General features: G+C 69.8%; 13 protein-coding genes. 6 read left to right on the forward strand and 7 right to left on the reverse strand.

The genetic code is table 11. The features are described 5' to 3' along the window. The 3 genes from OXS49_RS23035 to OXS49_RS23045 all read left to right on the forward strand — a co-directional run. Positions 1 to 1,447, forward strand: a 1,447-nt coding sequence (locus OXS49_RS23035) for a cisplatin damage response ATP-dependent DNA ligase (protein ID WP_267426947.1), incomplete at its 5' end; no start/stop codon positions are given. Continuing rightward, positions 1,444 to 1,923 carry a secondary thiamine-phosphate synthase enzyme YjbQ gene (locus OXS49_RS23040; protein WP_267426949.1) on the forward strand — a complete coding sequence of 160 codons (480 nt, stop codon included), beginning with the start codon at positions 1,444 to 1,446 and terminating at the stop codon, positions 1,921 to 1,923. The genes OXS49_RS23035 and OXS49_RS23040, both read left to right, overlap by 4 nt. 121 nt (positions 1,924 to 2,044) lie before the next feature. Next, positions 2,045 to 2,836, forward strand: a complete 792-nt coding sequence (locus OXS49_RS23045) for a flagellar hook basal-body protein (RefSeq protein ID WP_243921670.1) — start codon at positions 2,045 to 2,047, stop codon at positions 2,834 to 2,836. Positions 2,837 to 2,998: 162 nt separating this feature from the next. Here OXS49_RS23045 and OXS49_RS23050 read toward each other — a convergent pair whose 3' ends face one another. The 3 genes from OXS49_RS23050 to OXS49_RS23060 form a co-directional block, all read right to left on the reverse strand. Continuing rightward, positions 2,999 to 4,534: an efflux transporter outer membrane subunit gene (locus tag OXS49_RS23050; RefSeq protein ID WP_346016969.1), complete on the reverse strand. Its 1,536-nt coding sequence runs from the start codon at positions 4,532 to 4,534 to the stop codon at positions 2,999 to 3,001. 134 nt (positions 4,535 to 4,668) lie between these two features. Then, on the reverse strand, positions 4,669 to 7,818 hold the full coding sequence (locus tag OXS49_RS23055; RefSeq protein ID WP_244004570.1) for a CusA/CzcA family heavy metal efflux RND transporter: 3,150 nt from the start codon (positions 7,816 to 7,818) through the stop codon (positions 4,669 to 4,671). 16 nt (positions 7,819 to 7,834) lie between these two features. Next, positions 7,835 to 9,160: an efflux RND transporter periplasmic adaptor subunit gene (locus OXS49_RS23060; protein ID WP_267426955.1), complete on the reverse strand. Its 1,326-nt coding sequence runs from the start codon at positions 9,158 to 9,160 to the stop codon at positions 7,835 to 7,837. A 293-nt stretch (positions 9,161 to 9,453) separates the two neighbouring features. Here OXS49_RS23060 and OXS49_RS23065 point away from each other — a divergent pair, with 293 nt between their 5' ends. The 3 genes from OXS49_RS23065 to OXS49_RS23075 all read left to right on the forward strand — a co-directional run bounded on the left by OXS49_RS23065 (position 9,454) and on the right by OXS49_RS23075 (position 15,557). Then, positions 9,454 to 10,467, forward strand: a complete 1,014-nt coding sequence (locus tag OXS49_RS23065; protein ID WP_244004574.1) for a GTP-binding protein — start codon at positions 9,454 to 9,456, stop codon at positions 10,465 to 10,467. Between the two features lie 423 nt (positions 10,468 to 10,890). After that, the gene (locus OXS49_RS23070; RefSeq protein WP_244004576.1) at positions 10,891 to 12,225 is read left to right on the forward strand and encodes an O-antigen ligase family protein; all 1,335 of its coding nucleotides are present in this window, start codon (positions 10,891 to 10,893) and stop codon (positions 12,223 to 12,225) included. Further along, entirely contained in the window at positions 12,222 to 15,557 is a 3,336-nt protein-coding gene (locus OXS49_RS23075; RefSeq protein ID WP_267426956.1) for an ATP-binding protein, read from the forward strand. The genes OXS49_RS23070 and OXS49_RS23075 overlap by 4 nt, the downstream gene beginning before the upstream one ends. Before the next feature lie 23 nt (positions 15,558 to 15,580). Here the strand turns inward: OXS49_RS23075 and OXS49_RS23080 are convergent, their stop codons facing one another. The 4 genes from OXS49_RS23080 to OXS49_RS23095 form a co-directional block, all read right to left on the reverse strand. After that, positions 15,581 to 16,909 carry a nucleotide disphospho-sugar-binding domain-containing protein gene (locus tag OXS49_RS23080; RefSeq protein WP_267426957.1) on the reverse strand — a complete coding sequence of 443 codons (1,329 nt, stop codon included), beginning with the start codon at positions 16,907 to 16,909 and terminating at the stop codon, positions 15,581 to 15,583. A 256-nt stretch (positions 16,910 to 17,165) separates the two neighbouring features. Beyond that, a complete protein-coding gene (locus OXS49_RS23085) occupies positions 17,166 to 17,798 on the reverse strand; it encodes a TPM domain-containing protein (protein ID WP_267426958.1) in 633 nt (210 codons plus the stop codon). Next, positions 17,788 to 18,540: a YgcG family protein gene (locus OXS49_RS23090; RefSeq protein WP_267426969.1), complete on the reverse strand. Its 753-nt coding sequence runs from the start codon at positions 18,538 to 18,540 to the stop codon at positions 17,788 to 17,790. Before OXS49_RS23090 ends, OXS49_RS23085 begins: the two co-directional genes overlap by 11 nt. 45 nt (positions 18,541 to 18,585) lie before the next feature. Next, on the reverse strand, positions 18,586 to 19,218 hold the full coding sequence (locus tag OXS49_RS23095) for a LemA family protein (RefSeq protein WP_267426959.1): 633 nt from the start codon (positions 19,216 to 19,218) through the stop codon (positions 18,586 to 18,588). Between the last annotated feature and the right edge of the window lie 268 nt (positions 19,219 to 19,486).

The raw sequence follows: 19,486 nt of genomic DNA on the forward strand, positions 1-19,486 counted from the left end.
GGGGGGAGGGGATGCGCGGGTGGGAATCGGCCATAATAACCCGCCCCCGCACGTCCCGACCCTGGCCGAAGTCGTAAAAACCCTCGCGACCATTCCCAAGCGCGAACTCCCCCGCCACCTCGCCGACTGGCTCGACGCCCTCGACGAGACCGGGCGCTGGGCGCTCCTGAAGCTCGTCACCGGCAATCTCCGGGTCGGCGTCTCGGCGCGGCTCGCCAAGACGGCGGTCGGCGCGTTGGGCGGCCACGATGCCGATGCGGTCGAGGAGGTCTGGCATGGGCTGACGCCCCCGTTCGAGACCCTGTTCGCCTGGGTCGAGGGCCGGGCCGCGCGGCCCGAGACCCTGAACCCGGCGCCGTTCCGACCGCCGATGCTGTCCCACCCGATCGAGGAGGAGGCCGACCTCGACAAGCTGGAGCCGGAGGCGTTCTCGGCCGAGTGGAAGTGGGACGGCATCCGCGTCCAGCTCGTCGGCGGTCGCGACCGGGCGGGGGAGCAGGTCGGAAAGGTGTATTCCCGCACCGGCGAGGACATCACCGGGGCGTTCCCCGATCTCGCCGAGGCGATCACCTTCACCGGCACGCTCGACGGCGAATTGCTGATCCTGCGCGAACGCCGGGTGCAGAGCTTCAACGTGCTGCAGCAGCGCCTGAACCGGAAGGCGGTGACGGCCAAGCTCTTGGAAGAATTCCCTGCCCATGTGCGGGCCTACGATCTGCTGACGCTGGATGGCGACGACCTGCGGGCCGATCCGTTCGTCGAGCGGCGGGCGAAGCTGGAGGCCCTGGTCACGCGCCTCGACCATGCGCGCGTCGACATCTCGCCGCTGGTGCCCTTCGCCGATTGGGAGGCGCTCGCTGCCGCCCGGGCCGATCCGGCCTCGGTGGGGGCGGGCGACGATGCCGATGCCATCGAGGGCATCATGCTCAAGCGCCGCACCAGCCCCTACCTGCCGGGCCGCCCGAAGGGACCGTGGTGGAAGTGGAAGCGCGAGCCGCACGTGGTCGATGCCGTGATGATGTACGCCCAGCGCGGCCACGGGAAGCGCTCGTCCTTCTATTCGGACTACACGTTCGGGGTCTGGCGGGAGGCACCCGAGGGTGGCGACGAGCTGGTGCCGGTGGGCAAGGCCTATCACGGCTTCACCGACGCGGAACTGGCCAAGCTCGATCGCTACGTCCGCAACAACACGACCAAGCGCTTCGGCCCGGTGCGCGAGGTTGCGCACGGGCAGGAGGCCGGGCTCGTGCTGGAAATCGCCTTCGAGGGCGTGCAACGCTCGACCCGGCACAAATCCGGGGTGGCGATGCGCTTCCCCCGGGTCAGCCGGATCCGTTGGGACAAGCCCCCCGCGGAGGCCGACCGGATCGACGTGCTGGAGCGCATCCTCGCCCGGGGCGAGCGCGAGATCGCGCCCGGGGCGGCTTTGCTGGAGACGAACGCATGAGACAGGGCAGGGGGCCGGGCCAGATCGGTCCGGTGGAAACGCTGGCCTCGGGTGCGGTGGAGCGCCACGCCAGCGGGCGGCTCACCATCGCGACCGCCGGACAGGGATTTACGGATTTCACCGCCGCGGTGGCCGCGTTCGTGCACGGCAGCGGGATCCGGGACGGGCTGGTGACGGTCTTTTGCCGGCACACCTCGGCCTCGCTCACCATCCAGGAGAACGCCGACCCCGACGTGCAGACCGACCTGATGACCGCCCTCGACAGCCTTGCCCCCCGTCATGCCGGCTACGTCCACGGCGCCGAGGGGCCGGACGACATGCCGGCCCATATCCGCACGCTGGTCACCGATTCGGCCCTGAGCATCCCTTTGGTCGACGGCCGGCTGGCGCTGGGCACGTGGCAGGGGATCTATCTGATCGAGCACCGCGACCGGCCGCACCGGCGGGAGATCGTGCTGAGCGTCATCGGCGCGTGATCGGGCCGACCCGCGGCGGCCGGCAACACACCGCCGGTTAACCATGCTGGGCGCTTATGGTGCCGGTCGGATGGCGTGTTGCCGCTCCGATACCTTGCCGCTCCGACGCACGGAGACCCCGATGAGCCTCTACGCCGCGCTCGCGAACTCGATTTCCGGCGCCTCGGCCCAGTCGCTGGCGCTCAACAACATCTCGGGCAACATCGCCAACACGCAGACGGCGGGGTTCAAGACCACCGAGACGCACTTCGCCGACATGCTGGCTCAGACGCAGCGCGGCCCACAGCAGTCGGGCGGCGTGGCCAGCAGCACGCGCGATACGCTGGGTATCCAGGGCACGATGCAATCCACCGGGGTCTCGACCAACCTCGGCATCTCGGGCAACGGCTACTTCATCGTCCGGGCCAACACCGGCACCGATGAGAGCCCGACCTTCACCGGCCAGACCGCCTACACGCGGCGCGGCGACTTCGCCCCGGATGCCAACGGCTACCTCACCAACGGCGCCGGCTACTACCTGTTCGCGGGTCCTTCGGCGACGGCGCCGGTCACGGTGCCAACCGGCGCCAACACCCTGGCGGACTTGTCGGTCTCCTCCGCGGGCGCCATCACCGGCACCGCCGCGGATGGCAGCACCGTGCCGCTCGGCTCCCTGACGCTGGCGCAGTTCGGCACCCAGGAGAACCTGACCTCCCTCGACGGTGGCGCCTACGTGGCCAACGGCCAGTCCGAGACGCCGAGCTACGGCCTCAACGGCGCGACCCTGAAGGCCGGCGCGATCGAGCAGTCCAATGCCGGCATCGCGGACCAGTTCTCGAAGATGATCGAGACGCAGCAGGCCTACACGGCCAACACCAAGGTCATGAGCACCGCCGACCAGATGCTGCAGGACGCCATCGCGATGTACGCCTGAGGGCCTGTCTGAGGCAGGTTCGGGGTTCCCAAAGGGCGTGCCCTTTGGCGGGTTCTGAGGCAAAATCCCGAAATATCTGGCCCTGAGACGAGGACCAGGGCTCCGCCCTGGGACCGCGAAGGATCGCGACCTTTCGAAACCGCGAGTTGATCCGTCCGCGCGTCAGAGGATCTTGAGCGGATCCGTCTCGGGTGGCGGCGGCGCGACATCCACGCGGTTCCACCAGCCGCCGCCGAGCGCCACGAACAGGGCGGCCGTGTCGGCGTATTGCGTCGCCCGCGCACCCGCCGAGGTGACAAGCGCCGAGAGATAGCCCTGCTGGGCGATCAGCACCTGCGAGGAGGTGACGGCGCCTGCCGTGTACTGCTTGCGGATCAGCCCGAGGCTCTGGTTGGTGGCGCTCACCGCGGCATCCGCGGCCGCCACCGCCTTCGCGTCGGCCTGGAGGGCCCGCAGGGCGTCGGCGACGTTCTGGAAGGCGGTGATCACCGTCGCCTTGTACTGCGCCTGTGCCTGCGTCAGCGTCTCCTCCGCCGCCCGCTGGCGGCGGAACAGGGTGCCGGCATCGAAGATCGGAGCGGTCGCCTGCCCGATGATCGTGAAGAAGGCCGCGCCCGGGTTGGTCACCTGCGCGATCCGCGTGGCGCTCGATCCGCCGGTCGCCGTCAGGTTGAACTGCGGCAGGCGGTTGGCCACGGCGACGCCGACACTGGCGCTCGCCTGCTGGACCAGCGCCTCGGCGGCCTTCACGTCCGGCCGCTGCTGCACCAGCCGCGAGGGCAGGCTCACCGGCAGCTTGGTCGGCAGGCGCAGGGCCGAGAGTTCGAAGGTCTCGCTGACCTCGTCCGAGGGCAGGCGTCCGGCCAACGCGGTCAGCAGGTTGCGCTGCTGCGCCAGCGCCTTCTCCAGCGGCGGCAGGAGCTGCTGCGACAGGGCCAGCGCCGCCTGCTGCTGCACCACGTCGGCGCCGGCGATCTGACCGAGCGACAGCTGCTTGTTGTAGAGTTGAAGGATCTCGGTCTGCGCCTGGATCACCCGGCGGGTCGCCTCGATCTGTGCCCGGAGCGACGCCTCCTGGATCGCGGCGGCGACGACGTTGCCGGTGAGGCTGAGATAGGCCGCCTCCAGCTGGAAGCGCTGGTTCTCGGTGGTGGCCTCGAGCGATTCGATCTGGCGGCGGTTCCCGCCGAACACGTCCGGATTGTAGGCGACCACCGCCTGCGGGGTGGACAGGCTGTAGAGGTACTGGTTCACGTTGTTGAGTGGCGATTGCAGGTCGAGGCCAGGCGCCAGGAAGCCCTGGACCTGCGGGTTCGCGGTCAGGCTCGGATAGAGCGTGCCCTTCTGGGCCAGCACGTTCTGCTGGGCGATCCGAAGCGAGGCCTGGGCGGCCTCCAGCGTCGGGTTGTTGGCAAGCGCCTGCTCGACGACGCGGTTCAGCGCCTTCGAGTGGAACAGGGTCCACCACGAGCCGGGGATGTCGGCGCCGGAGACGAAGCTCTGATCGGCCGATCCACCCTGCCGGGTGCGGACGGCATCGGCGGCCGAGGGGTTCTTCAGCGGCTCCTTGGTGTAGCGGCTGACCACCGGGTCCTCCGGCGGCACGTAGTTCGGTCCGACCGCGCAGGCCGACAGGGACAGGGATGCGGCGAGCACCGCGACCGCCCGTCCGCACCGTTTCGGCGCACCCATCACCATTCCGCCCCCGGAAGCCTCGCTCCGGTAGAGCGGCGCCGCGCGCATCCAAGTCAATGCAGCTGTCTCCAGATGGCGCAAGCGGAGCGTCCGTTGTGGCGCGCCGGCAACGCGCCACGCACCCGTCGTCGAGGGGATCACGCGGCGGCCCGATGCTCGGTGCGCGCCAGCGCGTCCGGGTTCGGCTTGCGGCGGGAGAACAGGGAAATCAGCACCGGCACGACCACGAGGATCAGGTTCGGCGCCAGGATGATGCCGCCGACCACCACCAGCGCCAGGGGCTTCTGCACTTGGGAGCCGATGCCGGTGGACACCGCCGCCGGCAGCAGGCCGACGCAGGCGGCCACGCAGGTCATCATCACCGGGCGCATGCGCACCACGGCGGCGTGCCAGACCGCTTCCTGCTTCTTCCAGCCCTCGTCGAGGAGCTGGTTGTAATAGGCGAGCAGGATCACGCCCTCCATGGTCGAGATGCCGAACAGGGCGATGAATCCGATCGCCGCCGAGATCGAGAACGGCGTGCCTGTCACCGACAGGGCGAAGATGCCGCCGATCATCGCCATCGGGATCACCGACAGGGTCAGCAGCATGTCGGCTACCGACGAGAAGTTGATGTAGAGGAGCAGAGCGATCAGCAGCAGCGTGATCGGTACCACGAGGCTCAGCCGGGTCGCCGCCTCCTGCAGGTTGGTGAACTGCCCGACCCATTCCAGCCGGTAGCCCGGCGGCAGGTCCACCGCCTCCGCGACCTTGCGCTGCGCCTCGATCACCGCGCTGCCGAGATCGCGCCCGCGCACCGAGAACTTCACCGGGATGTAGCGCTCCTGGTCCTCGCGGTAGATGAACGAGGCGCCCGAGACGAGGTCCACGTCGGCGATCTCGGAGAGCGGCACCTGGATCACGCCGCCGTTCGGGTTCTGGGCGCCGACCGCGATGTTGCGGATGCCGGCCAGCGACGAGCGGTATTCCTTGGCGAGCCGCACCCGCATGGGGAAATGCCGGTCGGAGCCGTACTCGTAGAGATCGCCCGCGGTCTGGCCGCCGATCGCCGCCTGGATCGTGGTGTTCACGTCGCCGATCGACAGGCCGTAGCGGGCCGCCTTGTGGCGGTCGACATCGATCCGCACGGTCGGCTGGCCCAGCGACTCGAACACCGACAGGTCGGTGACGCCCTGCACGGTGGCCAGCGCCGCCTTCACGGCGTTGGCGGTCTTGGTCAGCTGCGCGAGGTCGCTGCCGTAGATCTTGACCGAGTTCTCGCCCTTCACGCCCGAGGCCGCTTCCTGGACGTTGTCCTCGATATACTGGGAGAAGTTGAACTCGATGCCGGGGAACTCGGATTCGAGCTGCTTGCTCAGGGTGGAGATCAGCGTCTCCTTGTCGAGGCCCTTGCGCCACTGGTCGATCGGCTTGAGCGGGGCCAGGATCTCGACGTTGAAGAAGCCGGTGGCGTCGGTGCCGTCGCTCGGCCGGCCCTGGTGGGACAGCACGGTGACGACCTCCGGCACCTCCTGGAAGATCTTGCGCATGCGCTGGACGTAGGCGTTGCCGGCCTCCAGAGAGATCGAGGATGGCATGGTGCCGCGCACGTAGAGGTTGCCCTCCTCGAGCCGCGGCAGGAATTCGAGGCCGAGGTTGCGCGCCGCCAGCCCCGAGACGAGCAGCACCGCCAGCATCACGCCGATCGCCAGGACCCGGTTCTTCAGGCCGAAGCGCAAGGCCGCCTCGTGCCCGACCCGCAGCGCCCGCACGATCAGGGTGTCGCGCTCCTCCAGCTTCTTGGGCAGCATCAGGGCCGACAGCGCGGGCGAGACCGTGAAGGTGGCGAGCAACCCGCCGATCAGGGCGTACGCGTAGGTCTTGGCCATCGGGCCGAAGATGTGGCCCTCGACGCCGGTCATCGTGAACAGCGGCAGGAAGCCGACGATGATGATGGTCGCCGAGAAGAAGATCGCCCGGTTCACCTCGCGTCCGGCCACCGCGATGGTGCCGAGCCGACCGGTCAGGCCGTCAGGCGGCGCCTCGCCCTTCACGTGGTCCGGCTCGGCGATGTGGCGGAAAACGTTCTCGACCATGATCACCGTCGCGTCGACGATCAGGCCGAAATCGATCGCGCCGAGGGAGAGCAGATTCGCCGAATCGCCGCGTACGACGAGGATCAGGATCGCGAAACCCAGCGCGAACGGGATCGTGGCCGCCACGATGATCGCGCTGGTAAGCGAGCCGAGGAACAGCCACTGCACCACGAAGACCAGCACCACGCCGAACACGAGGTTGTGCATTACCGTGTGGGTGGTGGTGTGGATCAGCCCCGAGCGGTCGTAGATCCGCTCGATCTTCACGTCGGGCGGCAGGATCGAGGAGCCGTTGATCTTGTCGATCTCGGCCTCGACGCGCTCCAGGGTCGGCAGGCTCTTGCCGCCGCGGCTCATGAGGACGATGCCCTCGACCACGTCGGCCTGATCGTCGTGGCCGACGATGCCGAGCCGCGGCGCGTTCGACACGCGCACCTCCGCCACGTCGCGCACCAGCACCGGCGTGCCGTTGACGAGGCTGATCATCGTGTCCTTGATGTCGTCCATGTCGCGGATCAGGCCGATGCCGCGCACCACCGCGGATTGCTGCCCGACGTTGAGCGTCTGCCCGCCGACGTTGATCGAGGCGTTGTTGAGCGCGGTGGTCAGCTGGACCAGGGTCAGCCCTTGCGCCTGGAGGCGGTTCAGATCGACCGCGATCTCGTATTCCTTGGCCTTGCCGCCGAAGGCGGTGACGTCGACCACCCCGGGGATCGCCTTGAACCGGCGCTGAAGCACCCAGTCCTGCAGGGTCTTCATGTCCATGGGCGAGTAGCCCGCCGGGCCGACGAGCTTATAGCGCATGATCTCGCCCACCGGGCTCGTCGGCGAGATCTGTGGCGTGGCGCCGTTCGGCAGGGTCGGCGCCTGCGACAGGCGGTTGAGCACCCGCTGCAGCGCCTCCTCGTACGTGTACTCGTAGTTGAACTGCACCTTCACGTCGGACAGGCCGAACAGCGAGATGGTGCGCACCACCTGGGCGTTCGGGATGCCGGCGAGCGCCACCTCGAGCGGAATCGTGATGTAGCGCTCGATCTCGTCGGCGGACTGGCCCGGGTTCTGGGTGATCACGTCGACCAGCGGTGGCACCGGGTCGGGATAGGCTTCGATGTTGAGCTGGGTGTAGGCGCCGTAGCCGATGCCGAGCATCACCACGAAGAGCAGCACCACCAGCACCCGCTGGCGGAGCGAGAAGGCGATCAGGGCGTTCATCGGACCGGATCCTCGCTCAGGACGCCTTGTCGCCGGTAGCGGCCCGGTCGATGAACAGGGCGCCGCGGGTCACGACCTGCTCGCCCGCCTTCAACCCGTCGACAACCTGGGCGCTGTCGCCGTTGATCAGCCCGAGCTTGATGTCGCGCGCCTCGACCGCCCCGTCGGGCCGCGCCACCCAGACATGGGTGCGGTCGCCCTCGTACACGATCGCCGCCACCGGGATGCTCGGGCTCGGCTCGCCCTTGCCGGTGATGATCGTGAAGGTGGCGAACATCTCCGGTCGCAGCACCCGGTCCGGATTGTCGACCTCGCTGCGCACGGCGAGCCGGCGCGTCGCCGGGTCGAGGCTGGAGGCCATGTAGTTCACCCGGGCCTTGAACACCCGCGTGCCGAAGCCCGCGACCTTGGCCTCGACCTCCTGGCCGATACGGATCTTCGGGATCTCGCTCTCGCGCACGTTGGCCACGAGCCAGACGGTGGACAGGTCGCCGATCACGAAGACGGGGTCGCTCGACGCCGACAGGTACTGCCCGATGCCGACCTTCCGCTGGACGATCGTGCCGGGGATCGGCGCGCGGATCTGGGTCTCCGGGCTCATCGTGCCCTTCTTCTCGTAGGCGGCGATCTCGGCGTCGGTCTTGCCGAGCAGGCGCAGGCGGTTCTTCACCGCATCCAGCGCCGCCTCGGCGGTCTTCAGGTCGCTCTGGGCGGCGATCACGTCGTTCTGGGCGGACTGGTAGTCCTTGAGCGCCGTGGCTTTGGCCTGAAACAGCTCCTGCTGGCGCTGCGCGATGGTCTGGTCGAGCTTCAGCAGGGCCTGCTGCTTCCCGAGGTTGTTCAGTGCCGCCTGATAGTCGTTCTGCGCCTGGACCATGTCGGTGGCCTCCAGCGTCAGCAGCACGTCGCCGGCCTTCACGTCGTCGCCGGCGCGGACCAGCACCTTGGTCACCCGGCCCGCATAGGGCGAGACCACCGGCACGTTGTCGTCGTCGTTGAGCGCGATGCGGCCCTCGGCAGCCCCCTCCGGGCGGAACATCTGCGTGGCCACCGGCAGGATCTCGAAGGCGGCGCGCTGCTCCTTGGAGGGCCGGAACACCCGCTCCACCGGGCCCGCCTTCACGGCGTCGATGCCCGGATCGGGATTGCTGGCGCTGCCGAACAGGCCGGTCACCGAGCCGGCGAGATGTGAGGCCGTCTCGCGGGCGCGGTCCGGGAACGCGAAGGCCAGGCCGCCGAGGGCCGCCAGCAGCACGACGACGACGAGCGGGCCCGACAACCGGCGCCTGCGCGGCGGCGCCAGAATCGTCTCGTCCTGTTCCAGCGGGTTTCGGGCGTCCATGGATGTGTTCTTCTGCGTCCGGACAAAGAGACCCGGCTGACTCGAGCGGATAGGATTCGCGTGGAACGCCGCCCCTATCAATGCGATCGCTGGTGCTTTTCTGTGGCGGATCGTGCGGGTGTTCCCCGGCGACCCCGCGTGCCTAGAGCAAAGCTTGTCCGACGTGCAATCGATGGGCGGCCCCGGTCGCGAAACCGTGTGGCGCCGTCTTCCTTTGACGGGATTTGTTACAATATGACAACGGTCGTGGGCCGAGCCTTGCTCGATCCTCCTTCACACCCGAAGATTTCGCCATGACCGACACGACCCCCGCTCCCGCCCAAGCCGGCATCCAAGCTGGATCGACCTCCGGCAAGATCCCGGTCACCGTGCTCACCGGCTATCTCGGCGCGGGCAAGACCACGCTCCTCAATCGGATCCTCACCGAGAACCACGGCAAGCGCTACGCCGTGATCGTCAACGAGTTCGGCGAGATCGGCATCGACAACGACCTCGTGGTCGGCGCCGACGAGGAAGTGTTCGAGATGAACAACGGCTGCGTCTGCTGCACGGTGCGCGGCGACCTGATCCGGATCATGGACGGGCTGGTGAAGCGCCGGGGCAAGTTCGACGCGATCATCGTGGAGACCACCGGGCTGGCCGATCCGGCGCCTGTGGCCCAGACCTTCTTCGTCGATCAGGATGTCGGCGAGGCCGCCCGGCTCGACGCCGTGGTGACGGTGGCGGACGCCAAGTGGCTCACCGACCGTCTGAAGGACGCCCCCGAGGCCAAGAACCAGATCGCCTTCGCGGACGTGATCCTGCTCAACAAGAGCGACCTCGTCGCGCCCGCCGAGCTCGACCGGGTCGAGGCCGAGATCCGCCGTATCAATCCCCTGGCCAAGCTCCACCGGACGCAGAACTGCGCCGTCCCCCTCGACGCCGTGCTGGAGCGCAACGCCTTCGATCTCGACCGCATCCTCGAGGTGGAGCCCGACTTCCTGGAGGAGGGGCACCACCACCATCACGATTCGGACATCCGCTCGATCTCGGCGAAGATCGAGGGCGAGGTCGATCCGGAAAAATTCATGCCCTGGATCTCGAACCTGACGCAGGTTCAGGGGCCGGACATCCTGCGCTGCAAGGGCATCGTGGCCTTCCCGAACGAGCCCAAGCGCTTCGTCTTCCAGGGCGTGCACATGATCCTCGACGGGGACGTGCAGGGGGATTGGGCGCCGGACGAGAAGCGGGTCTCCCGGGTGGTGTTCATCGGGCGCAACCTCGATGAGGTGGCGATCCGGGAGGCGTTCGAGGCCTGCCGGGTGTGAGGGTCGCTTGAGGGTGTCCGCGCGCTGCCCTCCCCCCTCTGCGGGCTATGATGTTCACACATCTGCGCCGACGTTCTCTCCTCCCCTGGCGACCCCGGGCTTGCCCGGGGTCGCTCAAGCTTGCGGGAAGGAGTTGGAGGTGGGGGTGGTGTAGGAGGCACCGGAACGCTCGAACCTGAACCACCCCCACCCCTACCCCTCCCCACAAGGGGGAGGGAAAGCGCTTTCGCCTGACAGGTTTGGGTGGCGGGTAGAGAAGTTTGGATCCGTAAGCTCGGCGGGGGAGGGGGCGTCCAGCCGCTCCGAGACCTCAACTCCGCAGCCTCGGACACCTCGGTTTCGGCCCCGAAGCCGATTCTCAACGATTGAATGCCACTCTAGCGGCTGCGGGCCTGCGTACTCGGCCCGCGGAGCCCGCGTATCATGGCCCACAGCGCAGCCGCCGGAGCCCCATCCGGCGTCGCATCCGGAATCCCGCTCATCGTGGCCGTCGAGGCGATGGCGAAGGCGCTGTTTGCCGCCTTCATCTTCTTCGCCTGCTTCGCGTTCTCGGACACGTCGCCCTACGACGCCGTGGCGATCCCGACGATCCTGCTCTGGCTCTGCCTCGGCGTGCGCCTGCACCGGGGTATGGTGCCGCTGCTCGCCCTGCTGCTGCTCTACCTCGCGGCGATCGTCTGCGCGCTGCTGCCGTACCTCAACGAGGAATTTCCGGTCACCTGGACGATCCAGCTGATCTATCTCGCGATCACCGCCATCTTCTTCGCCATGTTCTTCGCGGACGACACCCACGCGCGGATGGAGCTGGCGCTCAAGGCCTACACGGCGAGCTGTGTGTTCTCGGCCGCGCTCGGCATCATCGGCTACCTGCAATGGCTCGGCATCGAGGACCTGTTCTACAAGTACGACCGCGCGTCGGGCACCTTCCAGGACCCGAACGTGTTCGGCTCCTTCCTGACGCTGGGCGCCCTCTACCTGATGCACGGCCTGCTCACCGGATCGGCGCGCCGGCCGCTGGCCGCGCTCGCGGGCCTGCTGATCATCGTGGCCGGCATCTTCCTCTCGTTCTCGCGCGGCTCCTGGGGCGGGAGCGCCGTCGCGGTGCTGCTCATGGTGGGCTCGGTCTACGCGGGCAGCCGCTCGATCCGCCTGCGTCGCCGCATCGTGCTCCTCACCCTCGCGACCCTCGTGCTCGGCACCGTGGCGGTGATCGGCCTGCTCTCGGTCGATCACGTGCACAAGATGTTCGAGACCCGCGCGGCCCTCACCCAGGATTACGATCAGGGCGAGACCGGCCGGTTCGGCAACCAGATCCGGGGCCTCGCCATGCTGCTGGAGCGCCCGTTCGGGATGGGGCCGATGCACTGGCGGCTGGTCTTCGGGCTGGAGCCGCACAATTCCTACATCGGCTCCTTCGCCAATGGCGGCTGGCTCGGGGGGGCGGTGTTCATCGGCCTCGTGCTGACGACGAGCTTCGTCGGGTTTCGCCTGCTGGTGCGGCCGTCGCCGTTCCGGGCGCACGCCCAGATCGTCTGGCCGGCGCTGCTGATGTTCTTCCTGCAGGCCTTCCAGATCGACATCGAGAAGTGGCGCCACGTCTACATGATGCTCGGGATGGTCTGGGCGCTCGAAGCGGCGCGGCTGCGCGTGGGTCGGTCGCATCGGGGTGCGCTTGTAACGCGGTCCCGGGCGGGCCATCCCTCGTCCGGGGCCAGCGGATCGCCGGTCGGAGGTCCGCATCCGGAGACGGTCACGTGAGCACACAGCCGGACAGCGAGGGGCAGCGGCTCGCATCCCTCCAGGCCCTCGGCATCCTGGGCACGGCGCCCGAGCCGCATTTCGACGCCGTCTGCCGCGCCGCCCGTCGCCTGTTCGGGGTGCGCACCGCCCTCGTGAACTTCGTCGACGCGACGGAGCTGTGGCCGAAGACGCCCTGCATCGACCTGCCGGGGGCGATCCCGCGCGAGAACGGCATCTGCGATCACACGATCCGCAGCGACGCCCTGCTGGTCGTGCCCGATGCCCGGGACGATCCGCGCTTCCGCGACATGCCGGGGGTCGCCGCGGAGGGCGGCTTCCGCTTCTACGCAGGCCTGCCGCTGAGCCTGCGGCCGGGCCTGCGGATCGGCACCTTCTGCCTGATCGATCCGGAACCGCGCGCCGGGCTCTCGGACGACGAGGCGGCCGCCTTCCGCGACCTCGCCGAGATCGTCCTCGCCCATCTGCGGCTCACCGAAGCCAACGCCCGCCGCGGGCGGGAGATCGAGCGTGCGGCCATCCGCGAGGCGCTGATCCGCGAGCAGCACCGCGAGATCAACGCCCGCGCCCGGGCCCAGGAGGCGGCCAACCAGCAACTCACCATGGCCGAGCAACTGGCGAGCGTCGGCAACTGGCGGGTGGATCTCGCCGACGGCCAGCCGGTCTGGTCGGCCAGTCTCTATGCGATCGTCGGCCGCGATCCCGCGACGCCGCCGCCGCGCCTCGACGCCTTCGCGCAGCTCTACCACCCAGACGACCGGGCCCGGCTGGAAGCGATCGTGGCCGAGGCGATCGCGCGCCGCGCGCCCTTCGACTTCGAGGCACGCCTGCTGCAGCCCGACGATGCGATCCGCCACGTGGTCGTCCGCGGCGTCTGCCGCGAGGATCAGGGCGCAGTCGGCCTGAGCGGCGTGCTGATCGACGTGACCGAGCGGCGCCGCGCCGAGGACGAGGTCCGGCGCAGCGAACTGCGCTATCGCGGCCTCGCCGAGACCCTGCCGCTGCTGGTCTGGACCATGGGTGTCGGCGACGGACGGGCGACCTACGCCAACGCGCAGTTCCAGGCCTTCTACGGGCCGATCGGTCCGGAGCGGGCCGAGCGCCTGGCCCGCAACCATCCCGACGATGCCGCAGCCATGGAGGCGGCCTGGACCCGGGCGGTCGAGACCGGCGTCGGCTTCAACGGTCAGTGGCGGATCCAGCGCCGCGACGGCGTCTACCGCTGGCACAAGATCTCCCTGATCCCGATCCGCCTCGATCCCGCGGACGGCGCCGTGCTGGAATGGCTCGGCACCGCCCTCGACGTGGACGACATCGTGACGGCCCGCCTCGCCGTGGAGGAGGCGCGCGGCCTGCTGGGCATCGCCCTCGACGCCGCGGAGGCCGGCACGTGGGACTGGGACATGCGCACCGGTCTGGCCACCCTGAGCCCCGAGAGCGCGCGCATGCACGGGCTGCCGGAGACCGGCCTCGCCCACACGATCACCGCCGCCGACTGGACCGGGCTGCTGCATCTCGAGGATGTCGGCGACGTCTGGAACGAGATCCGGCGGGCGGTGGAGACGTCCACGCCCTACGCAGCCGAGTTCCGGGTCGGCGAGCGCTGGCTCTACGCGCGCGGGCGGACCGTGTTCGGGGCCGAGGGGCAGCCGCAGCGCATGGTTGGGCTCCACCTCGACATCACCGAGCGCAAGGCGGCCGAGGCGGCCCTGCGGGTGGCGACCCGGGACGCGGAGGCCGCCCGTGCGGAGGCGGAGCGGGCGAGCGCGGCCAAGAGCGAGTTCCTGGCCGCCATGAGCCACGAGATCCGCACGCCGCTCAACGGCATCCTCGGCTATGCCGACCTGCTCCTCGACGAGGGTACGCTCCAGAACGAGGACCGGCGCCGCCTGGAGCTGATCCAGAGCTCCGGCGCGGCGCTCCTCACCGTCGTCAACGACATCCTCGACTTCTCCAAGATCGAGGCCGGCGAGCTGACCCTTGATCCGGTCGGTTTCCCGCTGGTCTCCACCGTCGACGCCGCGGTCTCGATCGTGCGCGGCAGCGCGATCCGCAGCGGCCTCGCGATCGAGGGCCGGATCGACCCGGCGCTCCCGGATCACGTGGTCGGCGACCCCGGCCGCCTGCGGCAGGTGCTGCTCAACCTGCTCAACAACGCCGTGAAGTTCACGCCGGCGGGCTTCGTCACCCTGACGGTGCAGCGGGAAGGCGCAGGCACAGCCCCCGACGGCAGCCCCGGCGACGTCATTCGCTTCGCCGTGACCGATACCGGCATCGGCATCGCGCCGGCGCAGCAGGAGCGACTGTTCAAGCGCTTCAGCCAGGTGGACGGCTCGATCAGCCGGCGCTTCGGCGGCACCGGCCTCGGGCTCGCGATCTCCCGCCGCCTCGTGACGTTGATGGGCGGCGAGATCGGCGTCGAGAGCCGCGAGGGGCAGGGCTCGACCTTCTGGTTCCGCCTGACCCTGCCGCGGAGCGCCGAAGCGGCCCCGGGCCACGCGGCGCGTATCGAACCAGCAGCCGGTCTCGGTCCTCCGCGGACGCAGACCGCGGCCGCCGCCCCATCGGATCCCGCACACCTGCGCCTTCTCCTGGTCGAGGATGTGCCGCTCAACCAAGAGCTGGCCTGCGCGGTGCTCGAATCCCAGGGCTACACGGTGGAGGTGGCCGGCGACGGTGCCGAGGCCATCACGGCGGTCGCCGCCGCGGTCGCGGGCGGGCGCCCCTACGATCTGGTGCTGATGGACGTCCAGATGCCCCGGGTCGACGGGCTCACGGCCACCCGCCGCATCCGCGCGCTCGCGCCGCCGGCCTGCGACATCCCGATCGTGGCCATGACCGCGAACGTGCTGCCCGCCCAGATCGAGGAGCTGCGCGCGTCCGGGATGGACGACTACGTCGGCAAGCCGTTCCGCCGGGCCGATCTCTTCGCCACGATCAGCCGCTGGACCGCACCCGGCGCCCGGCGCCCGGCGCGGGCGGAGGAGACGCGCCGGGCCACGCAGGTCGATGCCGCCATCCTCGACGCCACGGTGCTGACCGAGATGGAGGCGAGCTTCGGGGCGGACCGGGTCGGCGCGTTGCTGGATCTCCTGGCGAACGAGCTGTCTGAGCGGTTCCGGTCGAGCGAGACGGACCGGCGCCAGATCGCCCACGACGCCCATGCCCTGGTGGCTGCGGCGGGTCTTCTGGGCTTCGTCGGCCTGTCGAGCCTGTGCCGGGAGGTCGAGGCGGCCGCCCATGCGGGGGCCGATCTGATGCCGCTGATCCGGCGCCTCGAGGTGCAGCGGGCGACGGCTTTGCGCGCGATCCGGCAGCTACGCGCGGCCTGAGTCTCATGCCTGAGCGGCCGGACTCAGGCCGACCGGGCCAGCGGCACCGCGAGGCCCGCTCCGCCGCTCCGCACCGGCCCGGAGCGGGCGAGGTCGTCGATCGCCATCAGGATGCCCGCCACGGCGTCGCGGCTGACAAAGGCCGCCTGAAGCGCGCCGGCGCGTTGCCGGAAGGCCGGCTCGGCGAGCACCCGGGCCACCGCCTCCCGTAGGGCGTCCGGGCTCGGCGTGTTGGTGGCGAGGTTGATCCCGGCGCCGGACCAGCCGACGCGGGCGTTCACCTCGGCCTTGTCTTCGGTGAGGCCGGCCGACACGATCGGGACTCCGGCGGCGAGCGCCTGCGAGACGCTGCCGTAGCCGCCATTGGTCACAAGCACGCTCACCCGCGGCAGCAGATCACGGAACGGCAGGAAGCTGGAGACGCGCGTGTTGGCGGGGATCGGTCCGCGCAGGGCCGTGACGGGCCGCCCGCCGGTGGTGGCCAGGACGAGGAGATCGTCCCGGTCGGCCAGGGCCGCGAGGGTCGGCTCGACCAACTCGCCGAGATCCGCGTTGGCCAGCGTCCCCTGCGTCACCAGCACGACGGGCTTGCCCGCGGCATTCGCCGCCTCGAGCTCCGGCCACCAGTCCGGCGGGGGCGCCGGCGGGGTGGGCGGCTGAAGGAGCCCGATGAAGCGCAGGCCCGGGGGCAGCGCGCCGTAATCGTACTCGAAGCCCGGCACCGTCGGCTGGAGGAACAGATCCGGGAGCACCACGATCGAGTGCGGCAGCGAGGCCGGCAGCGGCGGCAGGTCGAGCCTCGCGAGCTGCCCATCCGTGTAGGCGCGCACCGGGTTGGTGAAGGCCGCGTCCATGCCGGCCTTCAGGGCGGCGTAGCGGACGCGCTCGGTCCGGTCCCGGGCGGGGGGCAGGCCGAGGCCGACCGGAGCATGGTCGGGCCGGTCCAGGAACAGGAAGCTGACGTTGACGGTCACGATCGGCGGTCGCGGTGCCGGGTCGAGGAGCAGCGGCAGCACGCCGAGGAACATGCTGCCGGCCACGATCACGTCCGGCGCCTCTTCGGCGATCAGCCGACGCAGCACGGCCGCCTGATCCGGCATCGGATCGATGAAGCGCCGCTCGAACTCGCGCCGGTAGCGTTCGGGGCCCGCCGGCAGCTCGGTCTCCCGAAACGTGGCCGAGCCGTTGTCGGCATAGGCCGTGAAGCGCAGGCCCGCCGCCGCGATGGTTTCGCGAAACAGTGCGTCGGACAGCACGAGCACGTCGTCACCCCGCGCGGCCGCGACGCGTCCGACGGCGAGCAGCGGGTTGACGTGGCCGGTGAGCGGCGTCGCGGCGATCAGGATCTTCATTACGGCCTCCTCGGGCGACGCCAGCGGCGTCGGCCTCACCCCTGTCGAGGTTTCTGCGCCCGCTCCCGGCAGCGACCCGGACATGATCCAGCGTCGGTGTCAGAAGGAAAATCGCCCGCAAATCCATTTGGTTACAGCGGTGGCCTGGGTTCGTGCGGCAGCGCACAAAACAGCGTCGGCGGGCGCAGCTTGGCAAAAGGAGATCGATGCCGTGTTGAGGCCCGCCGGCACCGCTGGCCGCGCGAACGCGCGGCGTTCACTCCACCACGATCACCCGGTTCGGCAGCTCGTCCGGATCGTCGGGCCCGGCGGGCAGACGCTCCGTCAGGCGGCCGCCGATGGCCTTGATCGCCGCCGTCAACCCACTCTCGATCTCTCCCCGCCCGAGGGCCGTGATGAGATCAGCCAGGATGCCGTCCCAGGCGGCGGGCGAGACTTCACGCAGCACGCCGAGGTCGGTTACGATCTCCGCGTGCCGCTCGGCCAGCGACAGGTAGAGCAGCACGCCGGTGCGGGATCGGGTCAGGCTCAGGCCCCGGGACCAGAAGGCCCGCTGCGCCGCCTCCCGGGCGCGGGCGCTGCGCAAGCGGCGCGGCACGAGGGCGAGACGCAGCCGCTCGGACTGGCTCGCCAGGAGGATCACGGCCACGAGGGCGGCCTGCGCCAACACGATGGCGGCCGCGCCCCAGGACGTGAGTGCGATCAGCGGCCAGGGCAGGACCAAGGCCGCCACCAGCGTCGCCAGGAGGACGAGCGAGCGGTAGGCACCCGCCCGCGCGCTCACCATGACGACGATCTCGCCGGACGTACCGGCCTCGGCCCGCGCCACAACCCGGGCGAGGCGGGCGCGCGCCTCCGGCGTCAGCGCCTTGGCGAGGCTACCAGCCATCGGACGCCCCTCCACCGCCGGACGAACCGCCTCCGCCGGAGAAGCCGCCGTCGAACCCGCCCGAAGACCCCCCATCCGAGAAGCCGCCGCCCCAGCCGCCCGAGCCGGGGCCGGGCAGGATCACGATGCCGCCGCCGCGTCCCGCCCGGTTGCCGAGCCGGATCATGCGCCACGCGACCGTCACCACGATCAGGAGCAGGATCACGAAGATCGCGACCTGCACGGGATCGGCCGCCTCGTCCTTCGCCTCCGGGGCGCGCTGCCATTCCTGCGCATCCCGCGCCAGGATCCCGTCCACGCCCGCATCGAGCCCGCCATACCAGTCGCCGGTCTTGAAGCGCGGCGTGATCGCGCTCGCCGTGATGGTGCGGGACTGGGCGTCGGTCAGCGCGCCTTCGAGCCCGTAGCCGACTTCGATGCGGACCTTGCGCTCCTGCGGCGCCACCAGGAGGAGGACACCGTTGTTGGTCTTGGCCTGCCCGAGCTTCCAGGCCCGGAACAGGCGGTTGGCGTAATCCTCGATGGTCGTGCCCTGGAGGTTCGGCACGGTCGCGACCACGACCTGATCCGAGGTCTTGTCCTCATGCGCCTTCAGCTTGGCTTCGAGCGCGTGGCGCTGATCCGGCGTGAGGAGGCCGGCCGCATCGACGACGCGACCGGTGAGCGTCGGGAAGGTCAGCTCGGCGGCGAGCGCACCGACCGCGTAGAACGCCAGGCAGGCCGCGATGACGGCGAGCGCCAGGGCGAGCCGCACCCGTACCGGGATGTTTCGGCTCACGGACGGTTCCTAGAACTTCACGTTCGGCGGCCGGTCGGCGTTCGGCGTCGCCGTGAAGGTCTCCATGGGCTTGGCGTCGGGATAGAGGAAGGCCGCGATCCAGCGGCCCGGGATCGTGCGTACCTCGGTGTTGTAGGCCTGGACGGCGGTGATGTAGTCGCGCCGGGCCACCGCGATGCGGTTCTCGGTGCCCTCCAGCTGCGATTGCAGGGCCAGGAAGTTCTGGTTCGATTTCAGGTCGGGGTATTTTTCAACCGTCACGAGCAGGCGTCCGAGCGCGCCGGAGAGCTGGTTCTGCGCGTCCTGGTACTCCTTGAACTTTTGCGGGTCGCTGACCGTGGAGGCATCGACCTTCACGCTCGACGCCTTGGCGCGCGCCTCGGTGACGCCGATCAGCACGTCCTTCTCCTGCTGAGCGTAGCCCTTCACGGTCTCGACGAGGTTGGGGATCAGGTCGGCCCGGCGCTGGTACTGGTTCTGCACCTCGCTCCAGGAGGATTTCGCCTGCTCCTGCAGGGTCGGCACCCGGTTGATCGCCCCGCAGCCGGACAGGCCGATGGCCACGAGGGCGATCGAGAGCAAGCCAATGAGGCGCGCCGCGGAGGGCTGGCGCCGGGCGCCGGCCGTCAGGGTCATCATCATTCCGTTCCCCGTCCGCCGGGTGAGTCCCGGCCCGTTGATCACAAGACCGACAGATACCGATTCGATCCATCAAGGTAAGCCCCACCCCCTGCTCAAGCATGGGGAGGATTTGTCGATCGACCCGACGGTGCGCGGCCCCCGCGTTCGGGGCGTCGAAGCCGGATCCGGATCGCGTTGCAACCGGAACAGCTCTCGGTCCTTGTGCTGCAGGCGCAGGCACGCGTGCCGGAGCGGCGTCGCTTGAGACGTCCCCTGGGCCGGTCAGCGC

Origin of the sequence: Methylobacterium sp. GC_Met_2 (assembly GCF_026540795.1) — a bacterium.
Lineage (GTDB): Bacteria > Pseudomonadota > Alphaproteobacteria > Rhizobiales > Beijerinckiaceae > Methylobacterium.